Source organism: Colwellia sp. BRX8-5, assembly GCF_014077325.1.
In the GTDB taxonomy this organism is placed as follows: Bacteria; Pseudomonadota; Gammaproteobacteria; order Enterobacterales; family Alteromonadaceae; genus Colwellia_A.
Map to the genome: position 1 here is coordinate 84,204 of NZ_JACGVR010000008.1, position 25,265 is coordinate 109,468.

The 25,265-nt window shown below is 35.9% G+C and carries 22 protein-coding genes; 11 read left to right on the forward strand and 11 right to left on the reverse strand.

The window, feature by feature from the left end; genetic code table 11:
* Nucleotides 1–327 carry a hypothetical protein gene (locus H4J62_RS08010; RefSeq protein WP_182217553.1) on the reverse strand — a complete coding sequence of 109 codons (327 nt, stop codon included), beginning with the start codon at nt 325–327 and terminating at the stop codon, nt 1–3.
* Nucleotides 328–532: 205 nt separating this feature from the next.
* On the opposite strand from H4J62_RS08010, the gene H4J62_RS08015 reads away from it, so the two are divergent.
* The 8 genes from H4J62_RS08015 to ybaK all read left to right on the forward strand — a co-directional run bounded on the left by H4J62_RS08015 (nt 533) and on the right by ybaK (nt 5,504).
* The gene (locus tag H4J62_RS08015) at nt 533–916 is read left to right on the forward strand and encodes a DUF3192 domain-containing protein (RefSeq protein WP_070376254.1); all 384 of its coding nucleotides are present in this window, start codon (nt 533–535) and stop codon (nt 914–916) included.
* Nucleotides 917–1,129: 213 nt separating this feature from the next.
* Nucleotides 1,130–1,774, forward strand: a complete 645-nt coding sequence (locus tag H4J62_RS08020) for a GNAT family N-acetyltransferase (RefSeq protein ID WP_182217554.1) — start codon at nt 1,130–1,132, stop codon at nt 1,772–1,774.
* A gap of 296 nt (nt 1,775–2,070) precedes the next feature.
* On the forward strand, nt 2,071–2,616 hold the full coding sequence (locus H4J62_RS08025; protein WP_182217556.1) for a DUF7010 family protein: 546 nt from the start codon (nt 2,071–2,073) through the stop codon (nt 2,614–2,616).
* Between the two features lie 125 nt (nt 2,617–2,741).
* On the forward strand, nt 2,742–3,335 hold the full coding sequence (locus tag H4J62_RS08030; protein ID WP_182217558.1) for an HD family hydrolase: 594 nt from the start codon (nt 2,742–2,744) through the stop codon (nt 3,333–3,335).
* Between the two features lie 116 nt (nt 3,336–3,451).
* Nucleotides 3,452–4,048 (forward strand): glutathione S-transferase family protein, encoded by a 597-nt coding sequence (locus tag H4J62_RS08035; RefSeq protein WP_182231321.1) that lies wholly within the window; start codon nt 3,452–3,454, stop codon nt 4,046–4,048.
* 108 nt (nt 4,049–4,156) lie between these two features.
* Nucleotides 4,157–4,534 (forward strand): PH domain-containing protein, encoded by a 378-nt coding sequence (locus H4J62_RS08040; protein ID WP_182173093.1) that lies wholly within the window; start codon nt 4,157–4,159, stop codon nt 4,532–4,534.
* A 94-nt stretch (nt 4,535–4,628) separates the two neighbouring features.
* Nucleotides 4,629–4,943: a DUF2007 domain-containing protein gene (locus H4J62_RS08045; protein ID WP_182218720.1), complete on the forward strand. Its 315-nt coding sequence runs from the start codon at nt 4,629–4,631 to the stop codon at nt 4,941–4,943.
* Nucleotides 4,944–5,036: 93 nt separating this feature from the next.
* The gene (ybaK, locus tag H4J62_RS08050) at nt 5,037–5,504 is read left to right on the forward strand and encodes a Cys-tRNA(Pro) deacylase (RefSeq protein ID WP_182218719.1); all 468 of its coding nucleotides are present in this window, start codon (nt 5,037–5,039) and stop codon (nt 5,502–5,504) included.
* A gap of 53 nt (nt 5,505–5,557) precedes the next feature.
* On the opposite strand, the gene H4J62_RS08055 is transcribed toward ybaK, so the two are convergent.
* The 3 genes from H4J62_RS08055 to H4J62_RS08065 all read right to left on the reverse strand — a co-directional run bounded on the left by H4J62_RS08055 (nt 5,558) and on the right by H4J62_RS08065 (nt 9,685).
* Entirely contained in the window at nt 5,558–7,528 is a 1,971-nt protein-coding gene (locus H4J62_RS08055; RefSeq protein ID WP_182231322.1) for an LTA synthase family protein, read from the reverse strand.
* 94 nt (nt 7,529–7,622) lie between these two features.
* Nucleotides 7,623–7,988: a diacylglycerol kinase gene (locus H4J62_RS08060; protein WP_182218560.1), complete on the reverse strand. Its 366-nt coding sequence runs from the start codon at nt 7,986–7,988 to the stop codon at nt 7,623–7,625.
* Nucleotides 7,988–9,685, reverse strand: a complete 1,698-nt coding sequence (locus tag H4J62_RS08065; protein WP_220467878.1) for a phosphoethanolamine transferase — start codon at nt 9,683–9,685, stop codon at nt 7,988–7,990. The genes H4J62_RS08060 and H4J62_RS08065 overlap by 1 nt, the downstream gene beginning before the upstream one ends.
* A gap of 175 nt (nt 9,686–9,860) precedes the next feature.
* Here H4J62_RS08065 and H4J62_RS08070 point away from each other — a divergent pair, with 175 nt between their 5' ends.
* Nucleotides 9,861–10,628, forward strand: coding sequence for a DUF3108 domain-containing protein (locus tag H4J62_RS08070; protein WP_182218558.1), 768 nt, complete (start codon nt 9,861–9,863; stop codon nt 10,626–10,628).
* 666 nt (nt 10,629–11,294) lie between these two features.
* On the opposite strand, the gene H4J62_RS08075 is transcribed toward H4J62_RS08070, so the two are convergent.
* The 4 genes from H4J62_RS08075 to H4J62_RS08090 form a co-directional block, all read right to left on the reverse strand.
* Nucleotides 11,295–11,708: an ACT domain-containing protein gene (locus H4J62_RS08075; RefSeq protein ID WP_182218556.1), complete on the reverse strand. Its 414-nt coding sequence runs from the start codon at nt 11,706–11,708 to the stop codon at nt 11,295–11,297.
* Nucleotides 11,709–11,735: 27 nt separating this feature from the next.
* The gene (locus H4J62_RS08080) at nt 11,736–12,050 is read right to left on the reverse strand and encodes a multidrug efflux SMR transporter (RefSeq protein ID WP_182218554.1); all 315 of its coding nucleotides are present in this window, start codon (nt 12,048–12,050) and stop codon (nt 11,736–11,738) included.
* A gap of 374 nt (nt 12,051–12,424) precedes the next feature.
* A complete protein-coding gene (locus tag H4J62_RS08085; protein WP_182218552.1) occupies nt 12,425–13,849 on the reverse strand; it encodes a HAMP domain-containing sensor histidine kinase in 1,425 nt (474 codons plus the stop codon).
* Nucleotides 13,849–14,523, reverse strand: a complete 675-nt coding sequence (locus tag H4J62_RS08090; RefSeq protein WP_182218550.1) for a response regulator transcription factor — start codon at nt 14,521–14,523, stop codon at nt 13,849–13,851. Before H4J62_RS08090 ends, H4J62_RS08085 begins: the two co-directional genes overlap by 1 nt.
* A gap of 993 nt (nt 14,524–15,516) precedes the next feature.
* On the opposite strand from H4J62_RS08090, the gene H4J62_RS08095 reads away from it, so the two are divergent.
* Complete coding sequence (locus H4J62_RS08095; protein WP_182218548.1) at nt 15,517–16,077, forward strand: CBS domain-containing protein; 561 nt, start codon at nt 15,517–15,519, stop codon at nt 16,075–16,077.
* Between the two features lie 321 nt (nt 16,078–16,398).
* Nucleotides 16,399–20,262, forward strand: a complete 3,864-nt coding sequence (locus H4J62_RS08100; RefSeq protein ID WP_182230864.1) for a LamG domain-containing protein — start codon at nt 16,399–16,401, stop codon at nt 20,260–20,262.
* 1,036 nt (nt 20,263–21,298) lie between these two features.
* Here the strand turns inward: H4J62_RS08100 and H4J62_RS20385 are convergent.
* The 3 genes from H4J62_RS20385 to H4J62_RS08115 all read right to left on the reverse strand — a co-directional run bounded on the left by H4J62_RS20385 (nt 21,299) and on the right by H4J62_RS08115 (nt 24,833).
* The gene (locus H4J62_RS20385) at nt 21,299–21,958 is read right to left on the reverse strand and encodes a PEP-CTERM sorting domain-containing protein (protein ID WP_259364994.1); all 660 of its coding nucleotides are present in this window, start codon (nt 21,956–21,958) and stop codon (nt 21,299–21,301) included.
* A 597-nt stretch (nt 21,959–22,555) separates the two neighbouring features.
* Nucleotides 22,556–22,831: a DUF2913 family protein gene (locus H4J62_RS08110; RefSeq protein ID WP_182217724.1), complete on the reverse strand. Its 276-nt coding sequence runs from the start codon at nt 22,829–22,831 to the stop codon at nt 22,556–22,558.
* A gap of 907 nt (nt 22,832–23,738) precedes the next feature.
* Nucleotides 23,739–24,833 carry a hypothetical protein gene (locus H4J62_RS08115; protein WP_182217722.1) on the reverse strand — a complete coding sequence of 365 codons (1,095 nt, stop codon included), beginning with the start codon at nt 24,831–24,833 and terminating at the stop codon, nt 23,739–23,741.
* Between the last annotated feature and the right edge of the window lie 432 nt (nt 24,834–25,265).

A 25,265-nucleotide genomic window follows, 5' to 3' on the forward strand; every position in this document is an offset into this window, starting at 1 on the left:
TTATATTTTTTTTAGGCTAATGATCAGGGCTTTTAGCTCTGCTAATTCAGTTTCTATTGGCTCTAATGCCGTTGCTATTGCTTTAGTTATCATCATCTCTATTTCTGGAGAGTTCAAGGCTAGCGTTTGATTTTTTTCAACAAGCTTCTTAGTTTCACCGGTTAATGTGATCAGTTTAGGGTCATGGGTCCAATTTCTTAATATTGATATAAGGGTTGGCAGTGGAACTGGTGTTTTTAGTTTGGTTTTAAGCAAGGCTACCGTTGGCTTTTTACCTTGATTAGCTAATTGATTAGCGATGATTGTTATTTCGTCAGTTATGGTCATAAATTTATAATTACTTGTCAAAGAGGCTATGTTTTAGCGAATATCACAAAACATGTTCGCCGTGTTTACCTGGTTTTTATTTTATTTATATATATCAATGTGTTGCCGAGTTGGTTTATCCCTTGCTATTAAGTAAGTTGTAGACCAATAACGTTGTTTAAATTATATAAAATATTTACACATAAAATATTAATCAGGGAAACTTATGAAAAAATCAATTATAGCATTACTTATTGCGGCACCTTTAACTTTATCATTAACGGGATGTGTTATTGCTGTTGGTGGCGGTGATGAAGGGCATTCAATGTCAACTTCGTTTGGCGATCGTGAATATGAAAACCGTAAGAAAATTGACAAAATTCAATTAAATGCCAGCTATAGTGATGTTAAGCAAAAGCTAGGGCTTGGCGACTTCAATGAAAAATACCAAATAGACGGTAAAGAAATACAGGTGCTCTTTTATCGTACTCATCGTGTCCATAAAGATGATTTAACCACTAAGGACGAGTGCACATATTTACATTTTGTAGATGGTGTTTTATTAGAAACGGGTAATGGTGCAGATTATAGACGCAACATTTCAGGTTAATCGTTATTGTTTATAGTGTAAAGGTAACCGCTAGTGCTACCTTTACAACTAAACCCTAATGTTTTTACTATAACGGCACCTGCTATCGACGGTTTATTATTACATATTTGTCTTAAGAAAATAGCTTGAAAGCGTTGGAGTTTTGTTTGACCTTATTCGTTTTTTACTGCTATGGTGATGAAATAAAAATAATAAACGCAAGGATGACAAGGTATGTCAGAAGTAATACGTGATAAAAAAAATCTTGATATAAAAGCTGCTTATTTGTCAGGTGAAGATTTAAAACTCGCTGCCTCTTTATTGTATCAAGCTTATCATGATGATCCTGTTTTTCTAGAAATATTTTCCAATGAAAACAACGATTACGAACAAAAGTTGCGTGCAGCCATTCGAGAAGAGTTAAGTGCTTTTTGGCATGCTAAACAACCTATGGTTGGCTTATACTTGGGGGAGGCAATGGTAGGTGTTGCTTGTTTAAATAGCCCAGATGAAAGTGTTAGTTCAGAGCGATTTTGGCACTGGCGTTTAAAGATGATGCTAGGTGCTGGCTACTTTAGTACCAAACAGATGATTGAAAAAGAAAAAACAGTACTTGCTGCTGTACCAATGAAGAAATTTCATATGCTTGCCTTTATTGCGATTCATCCTTTACATCAACATCATGGCTTTGGTCATTACCTTATGGCAGCCGTCAATACAATATTAGAAGAGCACTCTGCAAGTGAAGGGGTTGCTGTTTATGCGACAACAAAGAAATATCAACAATTTTTTAAAGAAGTTGATTATGAACTGGTTAAAGAGCTCTCTATTGGTAATGTTTCGGGTTCACTGATGATTCATTACCGAAGTAAAAGTTAAACTGAATCTCTTGGTCAACTTTAGATAAATACCAAATTAATATTTGGTATTTTTTTACTTAATTTAAGGTGTTTTTTTACCTAAGTTAAAAATGTAGCGGTTGTATTTTCAAAGTGGCCAATGTTATATTTTGTTGATTAATCAAATTTTTGTGCTTTAACTATCCATTTTAGCTTACAAAAAATGTTCAAACACTAAGTATTAGCTATAGGGTTTTACTCAATATTTTTGTTAAGGATATTATTGTTAGTGAATTGCCGTTAATAGGACATGCATTGCAAAGTTAAGGAGTTTAGATGAAGTTTGAAGCAGCACAGGAAAACATGCGCTTTTCATATTTTGATGGTGGAATTGGTGTATTAGTTTCTGGTTTAATTTGGTGTGCTGCTGGTTCAGTTGCCTTAGTGCATTCGAATCAATTGAGTATGCTAGCATTATTCTTTGGCGGTATGTTTATCCATCCGTTGTCGATGCTATTGTCAAAATACTTTAAACGTCCTGGCAATCACTATCCTAAAAATCCACTTGGAAAACTGGCATTAGAAAGTACAATTATCTTATTTGTTGGTTTATTTTTGGCTTTCTATGTAGCAAAGCTGCAAGTTGAATGGTTTTATCCGATAATGCTGATGATCATTGGTGTACGTTATCTAGTGTTTAATACGCTGTATGGCTTAAAAATATATTGGCTTTTAGGAAGCGTGCTGATATTTTCTGGTATGTTATGTATATTGTTAGGTGCTAATTTTATCATTGGCGCATTTATTGGTGGAGCAACAGAAATTGTCTTCTCACTTGTGATCATTAATCAATCGAAAGGTTTGGTTTTAAACGCCACTTAGTTGCTCATTCCCGCCTCGCCATTATTTGATGATTTGTTGACCACCACTAAGCACGATCTTTTATGCTATAGGCGGCGAACTGTCGTCAAATTATGCTTCATTTACCTTATCATTTTGGAAAAACAATGGAAGAACTCAATAAACAATTAGATTTTATTATTGAATTAGATAGGCTCAAAGGAATTTATCGACAAGCGCTGGTCAAGTCTGATAAAAATAGATTTGAGAACAGTGCAGAGCACAGTTGGCATATTTCATTAACGGCTGAAATACTTCAAGAGTATGCAGTAGAGAAGGTCAATATAGCACGAGTGATGAGTATGTTACTTATTCACGATATTGTCGAGATAGATGCAGGGGATATGTTTGCTTTTTCCGATAAACAAGCACTAGCAGAGCAACAAGAAAAAGAAATTGCTGCAGCAACCCGTATCTTTGGTTTATTGCCGGATAAACAATTTCAAGCTTTTAATGCCTTATGGTTAGAGTTCGAAGAAGCTGAAACTGTTGATGCTCGATTTGCTAAAGCCATAGACAGCGTTTTACCCTTTTTACAAAATATAAAGAATGAGGGGGGCAGTTGGGTTAAGCATAAGGTTAACAAATCACAGGTACTAAAACGTAATAGTTTTCTTGAAGGACTCGCTCCTCAGTTATGGTTATATGTTTGTCAGCAAATTGATAATGCGGTAGAGCAAGGTTGGTTGTTGGACGAGTAATCGGCATAGCTAGTCAGTAAAGTATTACGCTGTTTGATTACACAAGCTATTATTTATATTGTCGATAATAATTGTTCGAGCAATTATTGCACCGTGGCATGCTTAAGGATAATTTAGTGAAAATATATGCGGATATTCAGTCAGGTAATTGTTATAAAATTAAGCTTGTCACCTCAATTTTAAAGATAGAGCATGAGTGGATTAATATTAATATACTTGCAGGTGAGAGTGGCACAGCGTCGTTTTTGAAAAAGAACCCAACAGGAAAAATTCCGTTACTTGAGCTCGATGACGGACGTTTTTTATCAGAATCTAACGCTATTTTGAATTACCTTGCCTCAGGTTCATCACTGTTACCTAAAGATAGATATGAAAATGCAAAGGTACAGCAGTGGCAATTTTTTGAACAATATAGCCATGAGCCATTTATTGCTGTTGCTAGGTTTATTGCTAAATATCTTGGTTTACCTGATAACCGTAAAGCGGAATATCAATCCAAACAAGAAGGGGGTCACAAAGCTCTAAGAATTATGGAGAAGCAATTGGAAATAACACCTTATCTTGTCGGGAGCACATTGACTACCGCTGATATTTCACTTTATGGATATACACACGTAGCAGAAGAGGGTGGTTTTAACCTGCTTGAATATCCTGCGATTCAAATGTGGATCAATAGGGTACAAGCACACCCCAACTATACTGCTATGGCGTAACATCATCGTGGGAAACCATGAAGTTGGAGATAAATGTCACGTTTGTCAATACTGCAAAGCTATGCTTTTTATTACGGTATTCGAAAATTAATTACATAAGGATTAACTATGATAGATTTTAAAAACTCTTCGGTGTTCAAATTAAAACCAATAGAAATCGAAGATGCGAGAGAAGACTTTCACAAGTTTATGATTGAGGGGGAGTCAATTTTTGCGGCCTTTAAAAGTATTAGAGACCAAGTGGTATTCACGAATAAGCGCATTATTGCCGCCAACGTTCAGGGAATTACCGGTTCAAAGGTCGACTATACTTCTTTACCTTATAGCAAAATACAGGCTTTTTCAGTTGAGTCATCGGGCACATTAGATTTAGATTGTGAAATAGAAGTCTATGTCAGTGAACTCGGTATGGCTAAATTTGAGATTAAAGGTTCTTTCGATCTTATCCAATTTAATCAGCATATTAGCCAACACGTACTTGCGTAAATTCAGTGTTATTAACAAAGTAATAATGAATTTATTGGTTAATATTTTAGCTAACTACACCCTACCTATTAATAACTATCACTAGGGCGAAATGATGAAACTGCTTTATGCTCACGAAAACCATTTTATGGTTAACAATGTTAAAAACCTTATTGAAGCACAACAAATAAGTTGCTTTATTAAAAATGAATTTGCTCAAGGAGCCGTAGGTGAAATATCAGCTTTTGATGCTTGGCCAGAAGTCTGGCTTGTTAATGAGGCTGATTTTGAACGTGCGACGACGATATTAACGTCATATCAGCAGGCAAACAAAGGCGAAGACTGGCTATGTAAAAGCTGCGCCGAAACAAATGATGCTTCCTTTGAGATATGCTGGAACTGTCAGCATGAAAATAAAGAGTCGCTTTAAAGAAGCTCTTTAAGTTTGAACATTGTTTTTATAATAATATATTAGCCAACAATTATCAGCGATTTCTTTAGGCTACTCACTTAGGATATTGAAATGACACCAGGAATCAATGTAGCTAAAAAAAATAAAATTTTACATAAAATACATGAGTATTCTCATGATGAAACCGCGGAGTCCTATGGACTCGAAGCAGCCGAAAAATTAGGTGTCATCGAACAACGAATATTCAAAACTTTAGTGGTAATGCTAGATGATAAAAGCTTAGCCGTAGGTATTATTCCGGTTTCCGCTATGCTTAGTATGAAGCTTATTGCAAAAGCTGTTGGAGCTAAAAAAGCTAATATGGCTGATAAGTCTGATGTTGAACGTTCAACGGGGTATGTTCTTGGAGGAGTAAGCCCACTTGGGCAAAAAAAAGCACTGAGAACAATTGTTGACGCCTCAGCTAACCATTACGCCTCTATCTATGTGAGTGCAGGCCGGCGAGGATTAGAAATAGAATTGAGCCCCGCCGACTTAATAAAGCTCACGAATGGAATGCTGACGAAAATATGTCAGTGATATTTTTAATAAGTCATTAAAATCAATAACTTAAGGTTGTGTTGCTCAGTGTTTCACTCAGTTTTACTGGAATACCACTGATTTTCATAGGCTAAACTTCCCCATAAAGCATGGGCTAAAGCGATCTCAGCAAGTTTCGCGTTAATTGCTTTAGGTTCTAGTTTCTTTTTCTTTAAAGAATAGTCAAAATTTACTGGTGGCTTTTGTGGTTGCAGTATTGTGACATTCTCATCGGTCATATAGGCAAAGTTATCGGCATATTGCATCATTGCCCTTCCTTTGACCTGGGTATTATTTAAATCACGGCCAATCATAGGGGAATCGTTAGTTACGCCCATTAAGGACAGCAAGGTCGGAGCAAGGTCGATTTGACTTACAATTCTTTCATCAGATAAATGTTTATTGCCTGAATTAAGAATAACGCCTGGAATATGGAAATTTTTAATAGGAACAAGGTCGTTTCCTAACGCTCTAGCATCATGGTCAGCAACAATAATAAATATAGTATCTTGCCAATAGGGTTGTTTTTTTGCTTGGTCGATAAACTTACCCAGAGCATAGTCTGCATATTGGATCGCCTGATGGCGCAATAGTTCTTTTGAATCGTACAGAGCTAATTGCGCTGTTGAATATGCTAGTGGCGTTATTTTACCTGAGGGTATTTCAAAAGGATCATGATTGCTGGATGAAAAAATAAAACTTAGAAAAGGTTTATCACCTTTGTGTAATTTGCTTAATTCGATATCAGCTTGATTAAACAAGTCTTCATCACTGGCTCCCCACGAACCGACAAACTGAGGGTTTTGTATTTTGTTAAAATCAACAATATCGCTAAAGCCATTGCCTAAAAAGAAACCTTTCATATTATCAAAATGGCTTTCTCCACCATAAATAAATTGCGTGGTGTAATTATTTCTCTCAAGTAAACTTGCGATGGTGAAGAAGCCATGCTGAGATTTATCAAGCTTTACTACTGCTCGAGCTGGCGTTGGTGTGAACCCAGTAATAACCGCTTCAATGCCCCTTACAGAGCGTGTACCGGTAGCATATAAATTTTTGAACGCCCAGCCTTCAGTATTTAATTTATCAATTTCAGGCGTAAGTGGTAGCCCTCCTAATGATGAAACAAATTGCGCACCTAAACTCTCTTCTAAAATTATCACTAAATTTTTAGGTTTTCCTTGGTAAACGGGTGCCCTAGCGCTAAAAGAAGGTTGCGCATTATTATTAAAAACTTGTGTATTTAAGCCAGTTTCCTGGCGAACAAGTTTAATAACTTGTTCTGTAGCCATAGTGCCATAAAGTTTTGATGCATACTTTTCATTACCGAACTGTTTATAGGCATGAGCAACACTATAGATTGAATTTAAGGTTAATGAATTAATCAGTGGGTCGGTAGAAAAATAAACGAATGACGGGTTAATAGGGCGATGACCTACAGTACCTCTGGCGCAGAGAAAAAGCACAATAAAGAGCATGATAAATGATAGGGATGATGATGAGGGCGTTACAGCAATTATTGGCTTTTTGGTACGAGTGAGTTTACCTACCGTACGCCAAATAAACGGACTAGACACCATCATTAAGGAACATAATACAACTATGGTCAATAAGTGTCCGTTGAATAACATTTTCATGACTTCATCAGGATAAGCTAAATATTCGATGAATAACCTGTTAGGTCTAAATCCATATTCATTAATAAATGCAGGTGTGGCAAGCTCAAAAAAGAGCACTGCCATAAAAATAAAGAAAAACATTGCTCTTAACGCGCTAAGCCATGTGCTTTGAAATTTAGACAGCATTAGCAAGGGATGAACTATTCCAGGTAAAATTAATAGATAACCTAGCGTGCTTAAGTCGATTTTTAGCCCATTAAGTATCAGGGTAACCATACTGCTAAAATCGGTAAAACGTTCAATTTGCCAAATCGCAAAGCCAAGCCTAGCGACAAAAAGTGTAAAAATTAATAATAATGCAAACAGTAAAAATGGACGAACTAAAGCGGTTGTAGAGGTAAACATCGTTATTAATATCTCTAATAAAACACGATACTTACCTTAAAGTATAAAACTTAAGGAAAGCTTAACTTAAACTGAAGTTAAGCTTTTATGAGCATTACAGAAGTATTATTAGCCAAATGCTACTGGCGACAATAAGGCTGATCATCACTGCTGCAGATCCTAAGTCTTTTGCAAGCCCAGACAATGGATGAATCTCTAAACCAACCCTATCAACAACAGCTTCGATGGCGGTATTTAATATTTCTGTAAATATAACAAAGAGAATCGCCAGAACTAATATCACTTGTTCTTTGAAGCTTATATTAAAAACAAAAGACAGTGGTATGGCTATAATAAGCAGTAAAAGCTCTTGTCTAAATGCTGACTCATTGGCGTAAAGCCATTTAAATGCGCGTAGTGAATTTAAAGCCGCTAAATAGACTCTATGCAACCCTTTGGGTTTATTTATATTGTCAAACACTAGTCTTGAATCTCCATTGATTTGTCTTGGGTTATAGTGGTGCGTGCTATAGCACCTTGTGATTTACACGCCAGAAAAGGGTCATTATCAATATAATATGCTTTTGTTCGAACTGACATAATACTAAGTAAAGTGTCAAAAACATTGTCATGAGTTATAGGTGATTTTGCGGATGTTTTCAAGCAATTAAGGTCAAAGTCATTTTGCATTGGGTCGTTCCAATAGATCATGGGAACATGGGTTTGCTCCTCTGGAGCGAAGGCGTAGGGCAAACCATGTAAATAAAGTCCATTCTCACCAAGTGATTCGCCATGATCTGAAATATAAAGCAAAGAAGTTTCAATATCATTTTTCTCAGCCACTTGATTTAACTCATTAATAATTTTTGAGAGTACCAAGTCGGTATAAGCGATAGTGTTGTCATAACTGTTAATAAGTTGCTCTTGTGTACAATTTTGAATATCGCTGCGTTGACAATCAGGAGTGAAAATACGTTTGTCTTTAGGGTAGCGTTTAAAATAAGTGGGTCCGTGAGAGCCAATCATATGCAGTATGATCATGGTGTTTTTATGGGTTAGTTCATTAAGCTTACTTTTTAAGGGCGCTAAAAGTGCTTCGTCATAGCAGTACTCACCATCACACAAAGGGTTTGATTTGTTAGTGTCTATTTGTTTCGTTTTTACCCGCGTGCAAACGCCTTTACAACTGCCGTTATTATTACTTATCCATAAAACGTCAGCCCCCGCTAAGTGAATAAGATCTACAACATTTTGTTGTGCCATCGCAACACGTTTGTCATAACCCGTTTTATTTAATCTTGAAAACATGCAGGGGACAGAAACAGCCGTTGCCGTTCCACATGAACTCATATTTGAGAAAGAGACAACACCTTGTTTTTCGGTATATGGGTTAGTCCGTTTACTATAGCCATTTAGTGAAAAACTTTGAGCGCGAGCTGTTTCTCCTAATACCATTACGGTGACATGCTTTTTCTGACTGTCACGCACTATTGATGGTGTTGTATCTAAGACCTTAAATTCTAATGGTGGATAAAAATAATGATTTCGGACAAATTTGAATGACGAAACCACCATTTTATAAGGGATGATGTAGGTAATAAGGTCTTTATTATTTCTGCCAACAGCCGCGTAATTTGAATAGAAAAAGACGCCTATTAAAAAGACCGAGATAAGACTTAGGCCAATGATTTTTAGTCGACTTAACAGTTCTTTGAAAAAGGGCTTATAAATTAATTGTACCGAATAAATAATGAACGAGGGGAGCAATCCAAAAAATATAAAGAATATAATAGCGTGAAAATTTATGTAGGACCACGCTTCAGCCGTGTCGGTTTCTATAGTATTTTGCACCATACCGTAATCAAAAACGATCCCGTATGAAATGGTGCCATAAAATATTAAAGCAGAACAAATCACCGTAGCGATCAACAAAGGTTTAGTTAACCATCTAAATGAAAAAAGCCCTTGAATGATCATGGTTAACGCTAATAAAAATATTGGCAATGATACCAAAAAGAATAAATTATAGTTATCAAGCGCCGTAATAATCGTTGTGGATTTGATCAAAAAAGGTAAATTCAAGATCAGTGCTATGTAGCAACTGGTAAAGAACAATAATTGATTCGTTGTTAATTTTATATTGTTGAAATAAGAGATATATTTAATTATTAAATTCATAAAAACACCTATGGGTTAGTGTCTTCATAGTAATAATACAAACTTAAGGTTCGCTTAGGCTAAACTGAAAATAGCCTTTAAGATAAAAATCAATTTACCTTGGACGTGATTTACGCTAAAAAGAGAACGTTTTCCATGTGATTTTTCTGCATCACCACCACAAGGTACTATTTGGATGTTTCTCTACTCTCATTTTTTACGCTCAACTTATATTCGAACTTATATATTGTCCTGTTTAGTTATGGTCAGTTGTTATGCACAAAGTACAGAGAAACCCACTGTAGCGAATAATGCCACTTTGGCAGAATATACAGCGCATTATACCGTTTATCGAAAAGGTGATAAATATGGAACAGCAGAGCGGATGTTATCAAAAACTGCTGATAATCAGTATAAATTGACATTTAAAACGGAGGCTTCAAAATATTTTTATGTTATTAATACCGAAGAATCTAGTGAGTTTTCATATGATGCTCAACAGATAAAACCAATAAAATATACCAGCAAAGATGAGCGAACATTTAAGAAGACAAAGAATCAAACGATTGAATTTGATTATGCTAACCAACTTGTTTTAGGGAGCGATACCGCTGAACAATGGTCGCTTGCTTTAAAAGCTAATATACTCGACCCGTTATTAGTTATCGAGAAATTGAGCCATGACTTACAAAAAAAAGAACAGCATTTAGAATATTTTGTTTATGATGATAATTCAGTTAAAAGTTATATATTTGAATATTCAGGTAGAGAAAAAATTAAGACACCAATGGGGCTGGTTGATACGTTAAAGGTTTCTCGAGTAAAAACCAATAGCTCAAGAAAAACCCATTTTTGGTTAAGTGTCGAGCATAACTTTATTCCTTTTAGAGTAGAGCAAGAAAAAGAAGGTAAAGAAGTTGCAACACTCGAATTAAAAAAATTGATAATACCTGCCGTAAACTAGAAGAATCTTAAATAGGTGATTCTTCTAGTTTACCTATTCGGTTAAAGCGTGACTAGATTAAAATTCAAGCCTCAGTTTAGTCAAAAGGCGAAGAGCGTTTTTTTTTAAGCTGTCTTTTATAAAGATTAAGATTAGTATTTTTAAATTGAGTCATGTCATCTGGCATTCGCCACTAAATCGATAGTTTAGATAAAAGGTGGCCAGTGTTAAAAAACATATTTGTAACGAAACTGAACGACATTGGCATTTATTTCAATAATAGGTACTTCTTTAGGCATTACTTTTTTGAATAATAACATCGGTTATGCCACCCAATTATATTAGAACTTTCGATTTCTACCATTGACTACTGCGACCTAATACATTGACCAGCTAATGTTATTTAGGTTAACCACCAACTTTCAGAAATAAATCATCATCATTTCTGAAAAAGAGTCGTTAATACTCATTTTTATAATAGTAACTGTTCCGATTAAGCGACGTTAGCATCAATATATTATTAGGCCACTGAGCATAATCATAAGTCATAGATGCGGATTTATCCTAACTGGCAACTAAGCCAACATTGAAGTCATTAGGGTTTTAAATTTGAAAGGCAACCTCTGACAAAGTAGATACTTCAGCAGTATACAAACCATGTAATGCCTTTCAATAACCAGTACGGTATTAACCTGCAATGCCTTGTTGAGTCAGTGCGTTAAGATCAATTAATGCTTGTTCTGCATCCTTAACGGCAATAAAAACATGATCATGATAGTAAGCAGCAACCACATTTGCACTAATATTGGATTGCGTCAATTTAGTAGAAACCGCAGCGGTTAACCCAACTGCATCAAGGCTTGAATGTACATTCAATGTAATACATTTAAAAACACCAGAGTAAGAAATGCCAAATTCATCGGCTTTTTCTTTCGTCAATATAACGGTTAGTCCTTCCTTTTCTTGAAAAGTACTTAAAGGGTTTAGCAACAAAACTTGTTGATAATCGTATGTCTCAAGAGTGCCAAACACATATTCATTTTCGACTAAAACAGGCGTCATTGACGCGATTAATTTTGTTAAGTTTTTTTCACCAGACATATATATTTCCTAAGTTTAATTTTTGTATTAATTAGATATTTTTAGACCAACCACACCAACAAAGATCAAACAAAAGAAAAACAATTGTTGAATTGAAAGTGGTTGATCAAAAAAGTAATGGTTTATGATTGAAATTGATGACGCACCTATAGCTAACCAAACGAGGTATGCTTGGCTAACAGGAATGTCTTTTAATGCTATTGAGAACAACACTAAGCTAAGCGTCATTGAAAGAACAGCGAATATTACATATGGGATATTTGTAAAAGATTCTGATTTTTGAATACCAACTAACCAGCCAGCTTCTAAAATTCCTGCGAGAAATAAGATGAACCAATACATAGAGACACTCTATTAAATTTAGGGGTCGTCCCCTGAAAAAATAGAGCGGTGAGGTCGTCCCCACATCGATACTGATTTAACGCACTGGCACATTAACAAATAAAATTGATAAAGGGAAATAGCTATTATATCTACTTATGATCGTTATGGGGGCATCGTTAAAGTTAAAAGTTTTATATCATCAATGTTTGACAAAATATTAACGGCAGCTTAGTTGCCTGGTAACTGCCTTGACGTTTACGAATTATCGTAGCTTTATCGCAAATATTTAATTTTAAAGCGGTAAACATAAATGCAATTGAGTGGTACTGATGGTCGTTATTTTTCATAACGCCACAAGCTTAGTCATAGGCTAGATAAAATAATACCGTAGATCATATTATAATAGTAAAAGTAATACGTTGGTCAGGTGCTATTGCTACGTCTAAAATAGCCCCTATTCTCTCACAGTAAGATTTAACAATTGCTAAACCTAGCCCGTACCTTTCTTCGGATGTTCTTGATGAATCTTTTTGCCACAAAGGTTCAAAAAACATCGTTAAGTCTTGTTCTGAATATTCAAAACTGCTGACGTTTGAAATATCCAGCCGTATTTTATTGGTATTTTTTTCTGGCCTTACGGCAATAATCACCGGAGTTGTTTCTGGGCTATAGTAGATCGCATTATTAATCAGATTAGTTAGCACAGTAGTGAAAGCAAATTCATTGGTCTGAATATAACCACATTGCTTACTAAAGCTAAGGGTAATATTTCTGCACTGCTTATTTTCAGAGACCATGATTGTCTTGAGTAACAGCTCAACATTTACTTGTTGTTTCTCTAATTCAGCTTGATAAGTACTTTTTTGCAATAAAAGTATCCCATTGACGATATTTCTTAATCGCTGTGTGATCGCAAGTACATCCGTCTTAAAGCTTGCGGCTAACTGCTCTTCATGAGGGAATTTTATTGCAACTTCACTTAAATTAAGTAACTCGGTGATTGGCGTTTTTAACTCATGTGCAATATCAGAGGTAATTCTTTTTTCTCTGGAATAAAGAATTTTATTCTCGCTGATAAAATGGTTAATTCCGTTTGCTATTGCGATAAGTTCTTCGGGGAGTTGGCTAGTTGATATGGTGCTAATTTCAGAATTTAAATTAATCTGTTTCAGTTTGATATTTAACTCATCGAGCGGTTTTAACCCTCGCTCAACAACATTAAAAACGATAATCCTTACCGCGATAACCGCGAAAATCGAGGTCAATATAAAAATAATATCAACAAACCAAAGAATTTGATTTAAGCCCTCGTTACTCGTTGCATAGGCCAACTCCATTGGCTTTTGAGTTTTTGCAAAGAACGCTTTTGTTATTCCGTATTCTTCTCTCACATCACTGTCGATTTGAGGGATGAATTTTGTGAAATACATCCGGCCAGAACGCCCATCGGGTAGCGTTATATTTGTTATTGATGATTTGTGTAGTGTAACGTCTAACTTGGGTAAGTCGTTATTTTCAAAAAGCTTAAGTGTTTCAGAGCGCTCAAATACCTTGTCATCTCGCCATAATTGAAAATATTCAGGATCGTTAGCCCCTGAAAACTCAGGCATAAACTCATCAGCAAAATCAAAATCTACTTTGTCAGGATGCTCGCTTACTAAGGTTTCTAATAAACCGGCTTTATTAATCATCGCGCGGTCAAACTGACTGCTGATCCAACTATCAACACTAATATCAGTAATTAAAAAGAGCGAGACTAACAATATCGATATTGATATTGATATATATCGACTTAACTTTTTCTTAATAGAAGTCATTAATTTTTCTCAACAAAATAGCCGAAACCACGCTTGGTTTTTATGGGTAAATCATGACCTATATCTCTTACTTTTTTTCGGGTAGTTGATAGATGGGCTTCAATGGAATTTTTTGCTACTGCATTGTACTGGCCGGCTAGATAGTCACTTAGTTTTTCAGGAGAGACGACTTTACCTTGATTGGTAAATAAACATTCAACAAGCTTATATTCATTAGGTGTTAAATGGGCATCGATGCTATTGCATAGCAATTGTTTTAAATGGATGTCTAATGAAAAAACGCCAATATTAATTTTGCTGTCATTTATATTTAAGCTGCCTCTGCGCATTAAGCAAAGCAGACGAACATGGAGTTCATCGAATGAAAACGGTTTTGTTAAATAGTCATCAGCGCCATTTAGTAAGCCTGATATTTTATCCTCAGTCAGATCTCTTGCTGATAGTATCAGTACCCTTAGGTCTTTATTGGCTTTTCTTATAGCTTTTAATATTGCAGTGCCATCAACAGATGGCAGCATCAAATCAAGTATTAGTAGCGAGTAATCACCAGCTAAAGCCATACTCAGGCCTTCAGAGCCATCGCCAGTATCATCTACCGTGAAACCTAAGTTTGACAGCCCTATTTTTAGACTTCTTCTTAATGAAGTTGAATCTTCAATAATTAATATTTTCAAGGTAAGCCTATAATAAACAGTTTCTCTTTGTAGAAGATAGCAGAGTTAACTTAAGATTTGCTGAGTTTTTACTTAGATTATGCTGTTAGATATAACCAGTAGATAGCCTAAATAAGCGCTATCTAAAGTGTCATTTAAGAGAAATTACATGTGAAAAAGTAACTTGAAAATCATAGAAATAAAAAATTACATTTACTGACTTGAAAAAATAAACTTGTCACTCAATATATATTTAATAGTAATTTATTTTGAGAACCGCTTGAGTAAATTTATCTTCGCCATACTTTTATTTGTTATAACCAGCTCCCATGGAGAGTTAGGATATAGTATTGGCGATGAAATAAACTCGAACATTGCTCAACAATTCACTCTTGAAGTCTTCACTGATATCGCATGTGATGCAGAACCTGATGTATTGCTTATCAGCAATAAAACAAATAATCGCATCAACCAAGTTACCTATCTATTTAAAATCTCAACAAACAAAAACATCATATTATTGAATGACAAATTTCAATACCTGCACCCAAGAGCTCCTCCCTTAAAAATCGTATAAATTTCATTGCTTTTAATTAGACCATTTAAATATTGATTTTTGACCTAATCTCGACAATTTTTTGTGGAGATTTATTTAAGATGCTATCAACGATATTTTGTTATTAAACGTAGGACGCAAAATTAAAATCCTACGTTAATAAAATCGTAAAAACCTTAGTATACATACACATTTAATTCATTGTGTTCACGTTACTTTTGAGCTTGATAGTTGTCGAAAAGGTCATGCTAAGTTCGGCTGTCATATGTCATTTACTAGGCAGAAAAAACATCAATATAAAAGTGATTTGTAATTATACAAAAGATGCTTTTAATCAAGCGTTTAATTAACTGAGTAACACGATTAAAACCTTGATTAAGCAGCAGGAAAATATCATTTATTTAGTATGTGTTTTTCTGTTATAGACAAGATGATTCTTAATAAAGTGAGTAGTAATTATGACCAGTTTACAGTTATTTGATTTAGATTTAATAGATAAGATTATATCACCAGAAGATTTTCACAATATATCTTTAACATCGCCAGCTACAGATATCTTTACTGATTTTAAAGAACATAAGGCGTTAGTGATTGAAGGGGATACTGATGCTGCTGATACTTTAAAGTTGATGCTCAAAGCACATGTAAAAATGAAAATAGTTGTGTCAACAAACAATGATTTTTTAGGTATAGTGAGTACCAATGAGTTGTCAGAGCAAAGTATCGTAGCAGAAGTTGCGAAGGGCATTGCTAGAGATGAAATACTAGTAAAAGATATGATGATACCAAGGTCTATGCTACACGCACTTGATTACAAAGATATTGAAAATGCTAAGGTTAATGATGTTGTTTCAACATTAAAAAATTATGGATTACGCCATTGTTTAGTTGTTGATAGGAGTAATCACCATATAAGAGGTGTTATATCTTCGAGTGATATTGCGCGGAAATTACATTTACATATTGATATTATTACTAAAACCTCATTTAAAGATATCTTTGAGGTAATTCATGGGTAGATATTAATGACCATAAAGATAAATAATATCTTTATGGTCTCGTTATTTAACAGGTTTATTAACAGTCGTAAGCTATAGGTTGTTTGAATAAGTAAAAAAATGGATACAAGTGAGTATCCATTTTTATTTGGTGGTAAGGTAAGTTTTGTTTTTGAAGGGTGTTTTTATTGTTTTAGTGTTTTTTTTATACCTTATAAAAAAGGGCATAAGCTTAGATCTTTGACTAGTTATTTTTACTTTTCTAGTAGATACATACGATTTTTTATATATTATAATTATGATGTTTTGTAGAGGAAATAGCTTTTTAGGGGATAGTCTCAAATGTATGTTTATCATAAAAATTCTCGCTGTTTAATCGCGTGCCTTCTCTGGGCTTTATCAATATTCTCATTACCCGCTCAGGCTGTCACTGAACAAATTAGAATAAGTTCGACTAATGATGACGTAGAAGAACGTATCACGGATGGCGACATGTACCGGGATAGTACAGATCTTGAATTTGGTTTTGATGAGTTTGTTGGCGGTTTACAAATTGTTGGTATGCGCTTTCAAAATGTCAATATTCCTCAAGGTGCAACCATAAATTCAGCTTATATTGTTTTCGAAACTGATGAGCGTGACAGTGGTGCTACTACTCTAGTTATATTTGGCGAAGATGCTGACAGCGCTAATCAATTTTCCAGTGTTGCTAATAATATTAGCAACAACCGAGCTAAAACCTCAGCAGCGGTAAATTGGACACCATCAGCTTGGAATACTATTAGTGCCCTTCATCAAACGCCTGATCTTAGCCGTATCATTCAAGAGATTGTTGATAGAGCCGGTTGGTTGGCTAACAATAATCTAGTACTGATTGTTGAACCTGGTTCGGGGTGCATATTACCGACTTGCCAACGTACTGCAGAATCATATGATGGGGAACGTAATAACGGCCCGTTATTAGTTGTTGATTACACACCAAAACCGATTAAATTATCTGTATATACCGAGGACGTGATCGGTGAGTATGGTGTTTCTAGTTATGGCGGTTCAAGTCAAGACAGAACCGGAGCGGTAGAGATAAGAGATGCTGGTTTAGGGCTTTACATGGATGGTAATCGTTGGCAAAAGATTGATTTTCCTTATACGGTTACCGTAGATACGGTTATAGAATTTGATTTTCAAAGTACTGTTGAGGGTGAGATACACGGTTTAGGTTTTGATAACGATTTAGGCATCAGCTCAGATAAAAGTTTTAGGGTACATGGCACACAAAACTGGGGGATTTCTAATTTTGCTACTTATACCGGTAACGGTACAACCCATTTTACTATTCCTGTAGGCGAATTTTATACCGGTAATTTTCAATATTTATTTTTTATAAATGACGATGATAGAAGACAAAGAGCTGATAGCTTTTTCAGTAATATCGTTGTTTATGAAAAAACAAACCTGTTAGTTGAGTATCACTTTGATGAATTAAGCTGGGGCGGAAACAGTGGTGAAGTACTTGATAATTTAAGTAACGGCCTTAATGGTACTGCCATTGGTAATAGCACGACCATTAATGATGGACAGGTATGTAGAGCGGGTACTTTTGACGGTAGTGGCGATTACGTCGAGGTACCGGGTATCGATGAATACCTTAGTACGACAGCAAGTCTTTCCTTTTGGATAAATACTCTTCAAGTTGGTAATAATACTGCTTGGAATGCCCCTGGTATTGCCGGTGTTGAGCAAAACGGTGGTGGCAATGATATTTTTTGGGGCTATATAGATGCCTCTGGGCATATACGAATACAAAAAGGTAATGGACGTTCCGCCGTTTCAAACCAACCTATTAATAACGGCAGTTGGCACCATGTTGTATTAACTTGGGACAGCTCAACCGGAGTAGTGCAAGTATTTGTAGATGGAAAGTTAGACAATTCTGTAACCTCTGAAATTGGAGATGTGAGTACAGCCTTCTCTAGTATTGGTCTCATTAAAAACAATGGAGTAAATTTTAACGGTCAACTCGACGAATTGCTGGTTTTTGGTTCAGTGCTATCTTTAAATGATGTGCGTACTATTTATAACAACCAACTTACCGGCGAAAAAAATTATAACGGTAGTCCGCGTACTTGTCCTGAACCCGTTGTTCATCACTACGAAATCGTACATGATGGCCAAGGGTTAACTTGTGCAGAAGAGTCTGTGACCGTTAAAGCCTGTATTGATGAAAGCTGCTCAAGTTTAAGTGCCGTATCAGTGTCATTAGATTTCCTTGCTGATGGCAATATCATCAGTTCACCTACTTTTAACGGTAGTGCTCGCATTGATTTTAGTTATACCAGCGTTGAAACCTTAACCTTCTCAATAGCAAACGCTTCAGTTACCTCTTCTAATCCCTTTGTGTGTGATGATGGCGTTGGCTCTTCTTGTGATATGGCGTTTAGTAATGTTGGTTTTAGGTTCCTCTACGGTGACGATAATCGATTGACATTAACGAATCAAATATCAGGTTCGGTATTTGACGATACATTAAAGTTGCAGGCTGTAAAAGATACTCTTGGAGTGTGTACGGGGTTATTTAATGATGATGTTAGCGTAGCTTTATCGCAAGAAAATATCGATCCTGTTGGGACGAGCGGTCTTAGCTTTACCACTAACAATAGGATTATTGCCAAACATCCAAACACTTCACCTACCACGTTACAGTTTACGGGTGATAGTATTGCCGTCATACCCATGCCAATTTATCATGATGCAGGTCAAATTCGTTTGCATGCTAGTTATACCTTAGGTGAATCAACAGTATTGGGAACGAGTAATACCTTTTGGGTAAGTCCAGCTAAATTAATTGTTAGTGCTAAAGCGGGCACAACTGATATAAATGGCGCAACGTCAACGGCAACTAAAGTACACCCAGCAGGTGCAAATTTTGAGTTAAGTGTAAAAGCATTCAATAGTCTTGATGTTATTACGCCAAACTACTCGCCAGGGCAAATACAAATTAAGTTAAGTAGGACAGGTCCAACAGTAGGTGTAAGTGCAGATGGTAATTTTAATTATGCAACAACAGGTCTATTAAAGGCTTATCTAAAACCTGAATTTGAAAATGTAACGCTTAGTGATTTTTCTTCAGGTGTATCTACTTATAGTGAAGCACAATATTCAGAAGTAGGCTTGCTTAACTTAGCGGTAAAAGACAGTAATTATGGCAATGCTAATATTACTGTTTTAGCTGATGCAATTGATATCGGTCGCTTTATCCCCGATCACTTTATTCAAACAATAGCAGAAGATGGTTATTTTTTGGCGACATGTAACTCAGGAACAACATTTGCCTACAGCGGCCAAAAAGACGAAGCGACTAACACTATTGGTGCAATAACATACTTAACTAATCCAACACTGGCTATTACGGCTTACAATCAACAGGGCCAAATTACCCAGAACTATACCGACAGTTATATGAAGCTCAGCAATACGGGGGTTAGTATCACTGAGCCGACTTTAGACCAAGTGGCGATAGGCGCTGATAGCACTAAACTATTGTTAACGGCTAATATGAATACGGGTATTTTGAGTCAAAATGATTTAACAACATTAATACCCGAAGATAATCCGCTCCCTAAAGGGGTATTGCACTATCAACTATCAAATAGTGATAACTTTTTTTATGACCGCTCTGCCAACGCTCTGGTGGCACCCTTTACCGCTGATATTGATTTTTCAATAGCTTCAATTACCGATTCTGACAATGTTAACGTAATAACGACGGCTGATGCGTCACCGGTGGGAGTCGAAATTCGCTTTGGAAGATTATCATTAGTCAATAGCTTTGGGCCTGAAACTGCCAATCTTAACCAACTGATCAATAGTGAACATTTTGATGGTACAACTTTTATTACTACCACTGATAATAATTGTGTTACTTATAACGCAGATAAAATTTCCCTGAGCAATATTAGTTTAGACCCCGCACTTACTCGTGCAGAAGGACAGGGTGTGTTTATGACGGGTAAAGCTCGGGATATTAAATTGACAGCGCCGGGATCAGGTAAACAAGGGGAAATAGGCGTCTTGTACGATAGCTATGACTGGTTGAAATATGATTGGGACAATGATGGTGAGTATGATGATAATCCTACTGCTGTTGCCACCTTTGGAGTCTTTAGAGGAAATGATCGAGTCATCTCGTGGCGAGAAGTTATTAACTAATCATAGGTGGGCATAGTTAACAAAATAGCTTTGTGCCTTTATTATTTAAAGGATGAAATATAAACCCCATGTTCTAACAACCGCTCTCTAAATCATTAAAGTTTGGGTAGCAAATGTTTATTGCTAGACATCACGATTAAAAATAACCTTTTTAATCGTCTCATTAATATTTTTGGCATACGCTAATTAGTCATATTAAAAATGCTTTTTAAACGACTTTAATACCGCATATACTCCGCGCTGATCCTGTTCGAGGGTCGGCGAGTGACTCGTATCCTCAAACTCTATATATTGAGATTCAACTCCAGGGGATTGACCTTCTCTAAACGTAATTCCCCCTTAAACAATCGCTACATCCTTGTCTGCGTTACCCTGTATGATTAAGGAGGGAGGATCTGCACAATTATGGATCTTCATGAATAATTAGAACTCTCGTTCAGGATTTTCTTGGCTGTAGCTAGATTGAGTTAAATCGATTGAAAAATTTTCGTCAAAAATCGTGAGAAAACTATAAAAAACGTCACAAAAAATAAGGAAATTTAAAAACCTCCTAAGCTATGTACTGAATGGTCACTTATCAGCCAATTGCGGACATTAAGCCTTAGCAAATTCAGGAGTATATTTAGGGTAATATTAACCAAAATTTTCTGCTCACTTGTGGGGCTGGTTTAAGCTCAAAGGACTCTGTGGCGTATCGTCGCTGGACACAAAACCTTTCCACACTGCGGTCTTGATTAATGGAGATATTTAACTCATATGCTGAACGCTTTAAAGCGTATAGCTGATGTTAGTATTAATATTAAACAACTACATTCGTAGATTTACACGCCTTTATGAGCCGCACAAAAACTGGACCTGCGTTTGTCTCATTCCACCATCCTTGGCGATCAAAAAAGCACCTACCTAATTGGAAGATGCTTCTTGGTGATTCTTTTATAAATTACGTGACAACGCTGGCTTACATGGCTTGGCTAATATAAACCAAAGCATTGGGTCGTCGATAATTAATTTTGATATTGAATCAGTAAATTTAAGATTACTTCTTGAACCGACGTGATACTAAACCCATCATTCCTAATGCAAAAATAGCAAGTGTTGACGGCTCGGGTACATTGGTCTGGGTGGTTGTGGCAAATGTCTCGTATTGGTACTCTAAACGTACACTGCTAAAACCGCCGCCTATACAATGGTAATCATCCTCACAGTACGCGTCCCCTCCGCTCAACCCCCTAAACATTGCGTCAGCCCCGCTTCCGAAAATTCTCACATAAATCCATTGAATCCCGACAACGCCTGTGGCCGGCGCGATGTCCATTACATCGCTTATAGTGAATTCATACATCACCACCGACCCGCCGCTTTCCACAATATCAAACGTTGCAACATCGTACGTCTTAACCCCCAAGGCTTCATAAGTCATAAAGTCATCAATACTGACTTCGACGGCCGCGTTCCACTCGTCGGCAGCTATATCGCAACAATCATTCACTATACGTAGCCACATGCTAAGACTATAATGTAATTTAACATTCCTTAACGTGCCTAACGTATCATCAAATTCGTCAAAACTTATAACACTCCCAATATTATGCTTAACGGCGTCTATTGTAATCAAACCAGCGTTTGCGCCACCCGTAATAAACATGGTTATGGCGTAAAACACGGCTAGTATCTGGTTTCGGAACTTAAATTTCATTTGGTGTTTCCATATCACGTTAATTGAAATGCCCATAGAAGGACAATTTATTCCTAAGGTGAGGACTTCATATCAGCAAAAACTCAACACGGGAAGTGTCTAGAATTAGGAAACAGGAAGAGACTACTGTCTATTATGCTTATTCAGCACGAATTACGCCATCATTAAATTATCTATAAAATACAATGTGTTGGTTTGTTCTATATTTATTAAACATAAGAAAATGTAAAGAAACCTGACACTTTTATTTGGATGGAAATATCGAAAAAAAAGAACTTAAGGAGCAATTTACAATTTCAATAGTATCAAATCAAAGCCAGTTAACTATCTTGGATGATCACTGGCCGCTAAAATACTAAAAACAGTACGCAATGCATGACTGGTAAGTGCGATCCACAAGTCAGTCACGACTTATTTATTCATATAACTGCATCTCGCTGAAATTGAAATTTGATAACAACCGCTGACCATCTGCTTAACTGCTATCAGTTGACCTAAAGATTAGCCACTAGGCCATGTCAACAAGGCGCACTTTGAAGTCATGCCATGAAACTTCGTGACTGACGGCAATGGTGGCTTAGATGCCAGTCAGGGATCTTAAGAATCGGGAGCATTATAAACATCGAACGTAAGTTTTTTTAACTCAAATAATTCTAGCTCTAATTTTTTATCTTTTTGACGTCCCAGTCGTAGCATGAGCTGAATATTCTTTTTTTGATCTTTATAAGCCGCTAACTTCAATTTAGGTTTTAAAAACTTAACTAGTATCGCATTTCTAGCTGTAGCAGAAGTATAACTATCATTTGACTGAACTGTGAAGTAAAGATGTAATAAAGCCTCAAAGCAAAGATTTAGTAGATTTTCGTGGTACATGGATAGCCATTAAATATTGTAGTTTCTATATGATAATTTTTTTTGATCATTTTTGCCACAGAGGAGTCTTTAGTAACGATAAATTTTGAAAGCATTTTTGGTCACTGTTGTCGGTTCTCTTGTCGTTAGTGAAGCCAATGCTAACTTCCGCTATCGTATCTTTGCTGACCTTATTGGATCGTTGACGGGTTACAAAATTTTCTCCGGTGTAAATTAAATGTTAAATTTCCTCATCGTGTGAGTCATTTCTTATTATTTGTGACGAACCACGCAATTTATTGCAGACTATTGCATTTTTGATTAAATATTTGTAAGACATATCTTACGTTAATGTAAGATATTGAGTAAGTAGATGTAAAAAAAAAGACGTGTTATATACTTTAGTTGTTGATTATGTTGGTTTTTGTATATTTACATGCTTGTTACATTTTTATATCGTTAAATATAAAATATTATTATGGGTACGAATAAATCTTAATTAACGTAATATTAACCACATCAGGAAGATGCAGGTCAGGAAGACCGATAGAGTAGAGTACTCTTAAAAGGACGCTTGAAGGAATAGGCCCGATGACAGGAGTCATCGAAGGAATTAAACGGATTTAGGTTAAAGGAATAACGGCTAGAGGAACAAGCCAGATGACAGGAGTCATCGAATGAACTAAATGGATTTAGGTTAAAGGAATAACGGCTGACGGAATAAGCCCAAGGATGAAATATCACTATTGATGTGACTCAGGACGAGTTGCAATCACGGAAGATGAATGGAAAGCAAAGGATTATTAGGAAACACTACGGACAGTTCTTTATGGATGAAGCGGGACACATATAATATGCAGGATGCATATAAGCTAGTTCAGGAAATACGGCTCTTAGAGCCGTATTTTTTTGCTTAAAATATAGTAATTTAATTCTCAAGGAATGTTGAATAATATGGGTGCTTACCTAAAATGGCTTGGCTACCCTTAAGAGAAAAGGTATAACCACATAAAGTAAAGCTGCTTCTAATGGCAATATTCTTGATTATCACTTTAGTATCTAGTGGTGAAAACCGCGCTAAATAGTCACCATTATTTTCTTGATTAACGTCCAATGTTCTAATCACTTCACCACTATCATAAGAGATAACCTGACAGCTTTTATCACCTTGTGCGGTCATTTGTTGCCATAAAAAACCACTAATAGATTTGTCACCCTGCCATTTTATAGTAATACCATCAAAAGATGATGCCAATAAAGAAAAGTTATCAGGCAGTGTAACTTCGTGCCTCAGGGATAATTTTGATTGCTCTATGGCTGTTGTTTCATTAGTGTTTGCTGCTATAACGTCATCATCAACTGAGGTAATACTCGATGGCAGAATTATTGCCATTATGATGATTAATATTAGTACTGTTAACACTAATACCTTCTGTTTATTGTTAAGTAGCTTCAGCCTGATCGCTTCACCAATATCATTAGCAGGGGAAACAGGCGAGTCTTTAGCTTTGTTATCATGTTGAGCCAACGTATCAGGGGTATCTTGATAGGAGCTTGCCAATGAATCTTTTACTTCGTGCTGATTAAATGTCGGTTCTATACGTTTTTGAGGTTGAGAACTTCCTTTTTTTATATAGCCCGTTAAATCGACATCACCAGCGTAACCAAGAATATGATTAATTTTTTGGCTTTTGTAGGTCATTAAGAATGTAGAAATAGCTAAAGGGAGTAAAAGTAACCAGTAGCTTATGGTGTTATCACTGATGACGATAATTAACCCAGCAAGTAAAAAGCTGGCTGTAGGTGGCAGCAACCAGCTTATCTTGAGGTTGGCATCATTTAGACGACGTTTTGTTGAAAGAGTAAAAATACCTGCAAAAATAGACAATGCCATAAAAGATAATAAGTTGTTAAAAGAAAAAATGGCGCTAGTAAGGGTAAACAACAAGTAACAACTTATATGAATAGCGATGAATCGACGACGATTATCTGAACCGGTTAAACAAAATAGTGACTTCAACAAAAGCACATAAACTCCTAAAAATATTGTTTGATCTGAAAACTTTGGCAAGAGTAACCAATTTTCTTTTAACTTTCAGTGATATTTTCATATTCCATCACTTATCATCTTGATACCTTCCGACAAAGTCACACCTCTGGTGTAAGCCATTTCGCACAATGACGTCAGTGATCATACAATAATTTGTAAGTGTAAAACGAAACACTTTGTAACTATATGTTTAATAGTAATAAATTTTAATTGTTCGATAAAAAGACAAAATAACGTTAATTTTATTTCGTTTACCTTGCTAGCGACAAAACACATGAATGCTAATATTTATCTTGTCAGGACGACACAAGTTATGGATAACACTACAAATAAGTTTAAGGGATAAATACTATTTGTTGAACACGTATAGGAAGTACGAAATGGAAAGTGGTATAAGTTAATATT

Coding starts and splice junctions, on each gene's coding strand:
- H4J62_RS08010 (WP_182217553.1), bottom strand. CDS start 327: ATGACCATAACTGACGAAATAACAATCATCGCTAATCAATTAGCTAAT.
- H4J62_RS08015 (WP_070376254.1), top strand. CDS start 533: ATGAAAAAATCAATTATAGCATTACTTATTGCGGCACCTTTAACTTTA.
- H4J62_RS08020 (WP_182217554.1), top strand. CDS start 1,130: ATGTCAGAAGTAATACGTGATAAAAAAAATCTTGATATAAAAGCTGCT.
- H4J62_RS08025 (WP_182217556.1), top strand. CDS start 2,071: ATGAAGTTTGAAGCAGCACAGGAAAACATGCGCTTTTCATATTTTGAT.
- H4J62_RS08030 (WP_182217558.1), top strand. CDS start 2,742: ATGGAAGAACTCAATAAACAATTAGATTTTATTATTGAATTAGATAGG.
- H4J62_RS08040 (WP_182173093.1), top strand. CDS start 4,157: ATGATAGATTTTAAAAACTCTTCGGTGTTCAAATTAAAACCAATAGAA.
- H4J62_RS08045 (WP_182218720.1), top strand. CDS start 4,629: ATGAAACTGCTTTATGCTCACGAAAACCATTTTATGGTTAACAATGTT.
- ybaK (WP_182218719.1), top strand. CDS start 5,037: ATGACACCAGGAATCAATGTAGCTAAAAAAAATAAAATTTTACATAAA.
- H4J62_RS08055 (WP_182231322.1), bottom strand. CDS start 7,528: ATGTTTACCTCTACAACCGCTTTAGTTCGTCCATTTTTACTGTTTGCA.
- H4J62_RS08065 (WP_220467878.1), bottom strand. CDS start 9,685: ATGAATTTAATAATTAAATATATCTCTTATTTCAACAATATAAAATTA.
- H4J62_RS08070 (WP_182218558.1), top strand. CDS start 9,861: ATGTTTCTCTACTCTCATTTTTTACGCTCAACTTATATTCGAACTTAT.
- H4J62_RS08075 (WP_182218556.1), bottom strand. CDS start 11,708: ATGTCTGGTGAAAAAAACTTAACAAAATTAATCGCGTCAATGACGCCT.
- H4J62_RS08080 (WP_182218554.1), bottom strand. CDS start 12,050: ATGTATTGGTTCATCTTATTTCTCGCAGGAATTTTAGAAGCTGGCTGG.
- H4J62_RS08085 (WP_182218552.1), bottom strand. CDS start 13,849: ATGACTTCTATTAAGAAAAAGTTAAGTCGATATATATCAATATCAATA.
- H4J62_RS08095 (WP_182218548.1), top strand. CDS start 15,517: ATGACCAGTTTACAGTTATTTGATTTAGATTTAATAGATAAGATTATA.
- H4J62_RS08100 (WP_182230864.1), top strand. CDS start 16,399: ATGTATGTTTATCATAAAAATTCTCGCTGTTTAATCGCGTGCCTTCTC.
- H4J62_RS20385 (WP_259364994.1), bottom strand. CDS start 21,958: ATGAAATTTAAGTTCCGAAACCAGATACTAGCCGTGTTTTACGCCATA.
- H4J62_RS08110 (WP_182217724.1), bottom strand. CDS start 22,831: ATGTACCACGAAAATCTACTAAATCTTTGCTTTGAGGCTTTATTACAT.